The organism is Streptomyces aureus, assembly GCF_001418135.1.
GTDB lineage: Bacteria > Actinomycetota > Actinomycetes > Streptomycetales > Streptomycetaceae > Streptomyces > Streptomyces aureus_A.
In genome coordinates this window covers 1-2,515 of record NZ_LIPQ01000663.1, presented here as the reverse complement: position 1 = coordinate 2,515, position 2,515 = coordinate 1, and the positions used below count along the sequence as shown (strand labels likewise).

Here is a 2,515-nt window from a genome sequence, read left to right as displayed (position 1 = left end):
TCGCCCGGCCGCGCGCCCGCGCCCCCGCCCTCGCTCGACGTCGCCTCGTGCCCGGTCGCCGCCTCCGCCGTCCCACCTCACCCCGGGAAGCCCCTCCATGACGTCTGCCCGCGTGCCCGACACGCTCTGGTTCACCCGTTGCCCCGTGCCCACCGCCACCGGCGTCGCCGCCGATCGTGGCTGGCTAGAGCGGGAGTTCGCACCCGACGGCATCGCCGTCCGCTCCCTCCAGGACTCCGAGCCCGGCGCCGACCGCGCCACCCACTTCACCCACGCGCTGCCCGGCCTCTTCCGCGAGGGCGGCAACGTGCCCGCGCTGTGGGCCCGTTCACGCGGCGAGCGGACCCGGCTCGTCGGGCTCACCTGGATCGAGGAGCGCCAGGTGGTGCTCGTCGCCCCCGGTTTCCCGGTGCGGGGAGCCGCCGCCCTGCGCGGGCTGCGGCTCGCCCTGCCCCGGCACCCGGTCCCCATCGACTTCTGGCGTGCGATGGCCCTGCGCGGCTTCGAGGGCGCACTCGCCTCCGCCGGGTACGGGCTCGGCGACGCGCGCCTCGTCGACGTACCGGCCGACGGGCACCGGGGTCAGTGGGCCGCGGAGCTGGACGCCCTGCGCCGGGGCGAGGTCGACGCCGTCTACGTGAAGGGCGCACTCGCCGTCGAGGCGGCCCGCCGCGCCGGGGCCGAGGTGGCCGTGGAGCTGGACGCCCTCCCCGACCCCGCGCACCGCGTCAACAACGGCACTCCTCGTCCCCTCACCGTGCACCAGGACCTCCTGGACGAGCACCCCGAACTCGTCGCCCGCTTCCTGACCGTCCTGCTCCGCGCCGCCGACTGGGCCGCCGACGAGCCGGACGAGGTCGCCCGGATCCTCGGCGCCGAGACCGGTGCGGGTGCCGAGGGCGTCGCGGGGGCCTACCGCCCCGGCACCCACCGCACCCTCCACCCGGACCTGTCCGACACCCGCCTCGACCTGCTCGCCCGGCAGGAGGAGGCGCTGCGGGCCCACGGTTTCCTGCCCGAGGCCGTGGACGTACGTGCCTGGTCCGACCCGGAGCCGCTGCGACAGGCCCGCCGGCGGGCGGCCGCCGCCCCGGTGGGGACGTCGCCGCAGCCGATTCCCTGACCGGCTGCCTCGTCACCACGCCCCACGCCCACCCTCCGTATCCCGAAGGACGACCGTCATGCGCCCACTCGCCCCCCTCACCCCGCCCGCCATTCGCACCACCCGCGTCGCTCCGGCGGTCCTCGCCGCCCTCTCCGTGCTCACCGCCTGCGGCGGCAGTCCCGCAGCGGATTCGGCCGTCGGCCAGGGCGCCGGAAACGGGCCGAAGGGAGCGAAGGCGACGGTCACCATCCGCATCCCCGACCCCGGAAACGCGGGCGTGCTCGCCCGTGGCAAGAAGGACGGGAGCCTCGACAAGGCGCTCGCCGCGGTCGGTGCCAAGGTGGCGTGGACCGGCAGCGCCGGTCCCTTCGCGCCCGCCGCGCAGGCGATGAACGCCGGCCGGCTCGACATCGCGACCGGCTCGATCACCTCCGGCATCACCTCCCTCTCCCAGAACCCCGGCTTCGCCTTCTTCACCGCCACGGCCCCCGACCCCGTCGGCGAGGGCATCCTCGTCCGCGAGGGCTCGGACATCGGCTCCGTCGAGGACCTCGTCGGCCGCAAGGTCGCCGTCAACAAGGGCGGCACCGGCGAATACCTGCTCCTCAAGGCCCTCGCCAAGGCCGGCGTCCCCGCCGACAAGGTCGAGCGCGTCTATCTGCGCCCGGACCAGACCGCAGCCGTCTTCAATGCCGGCCAGGTCGACGCCTGGGCCGTCTGGTCCACCTACGCCGTCGCCGAGATCGGCGCGGAAAAGGCCCACTTCGTCGCCGACGGCGCCGCCATCGGTTCCGACAACTACAGCCTCAACGCAGTTCGTTCGGGCTTCGCCAAGGAGCATCCCGAGGTCGTCAAGGCGCTCTACACCTACCTCCACGAGAACAGCGTGAAGGAGAGGAAGGACCCGGCCGCCTATCTGAACGTCTTCACCGACGCCGGTCCCACCGCCGTCGACGGCAAGGCCAGGGAGGTCCAGATCTCCTTCACCCGCAAGGGCGGCACCGTCGACCCGATCCGGCCCGAGGACATCAAGCGCTTCGAGACGGTCGCCCAGTTCTACGCCGACCAGAAGGTCACGCCGAACAAGGTCGACATCGCCGCCCACCTCATCGACATCGAGAAGCTGTCATGACGGCCCCGGCCACCGCCACCACCAGCTCCGCGCCCGCCCCCGCGCCCACTTCCGCGCCCACGAAGGAGACACCCGCGGACGGCGGCAGCACCGCCGGACTGGTCACGCCCCGCCCCCATGTCCGCCGCCCCCGCTCCCGTACGTACTCCCTCACCGTCCGCGCCCTCGGCCCGGCCGCCCTCCTCGCCCTCTGGTGGACCTCCTCCGCCACCGGGGGCCTCACCCCCGACGTGCTCGCATCGCCCTCCCAGCCCATCGACGCGGTCGGTGAGCTGTGG

Annotated in this window: 2 protein-coding genes and 1 pseudogene; all 3 read left to right on the top strand. The window is 74.3% G+C overall.

All coding sequences use genetic code 11. The features are described from left to right. Positions 1-97: 97 nt before the first annotated feature. The gene (locus AOK00_RS35820) at positions 98-1,123 is read left to right on the top strand and encodes an ABC transporter substrate-binding protein (RefSeq protein WP_055604272.1); all 1,026 of its coding nucleotides are present in this window, start codon (positions 98-100) and stop codon (positions 1,121-1,123) included. Positions 1,124-1,181: 58 nt separating this feature from the next. Next, positions 1,182-2,237 carry an ABC transporter substrate-binding protein gene (locus AOK00_RS35815; protein WP_079042373.1) on the top strand — a complete coding sequence of 352 codons (1,056 nt, stop codon included), beginning with the start codon at positions 1,182-1,184 and terminating at the stop codon, positions 2,235-2,237. Continuing rightward, positions 2,234-2,515: pseudogene (locus tag AOK00_RS41040) on the top strand (hypothetical protein); the annotation flags it as partial. The gene AOK00_RS35815 and the pseudogene AOK00_RS41040, both read left to right, overlap by 4 nt.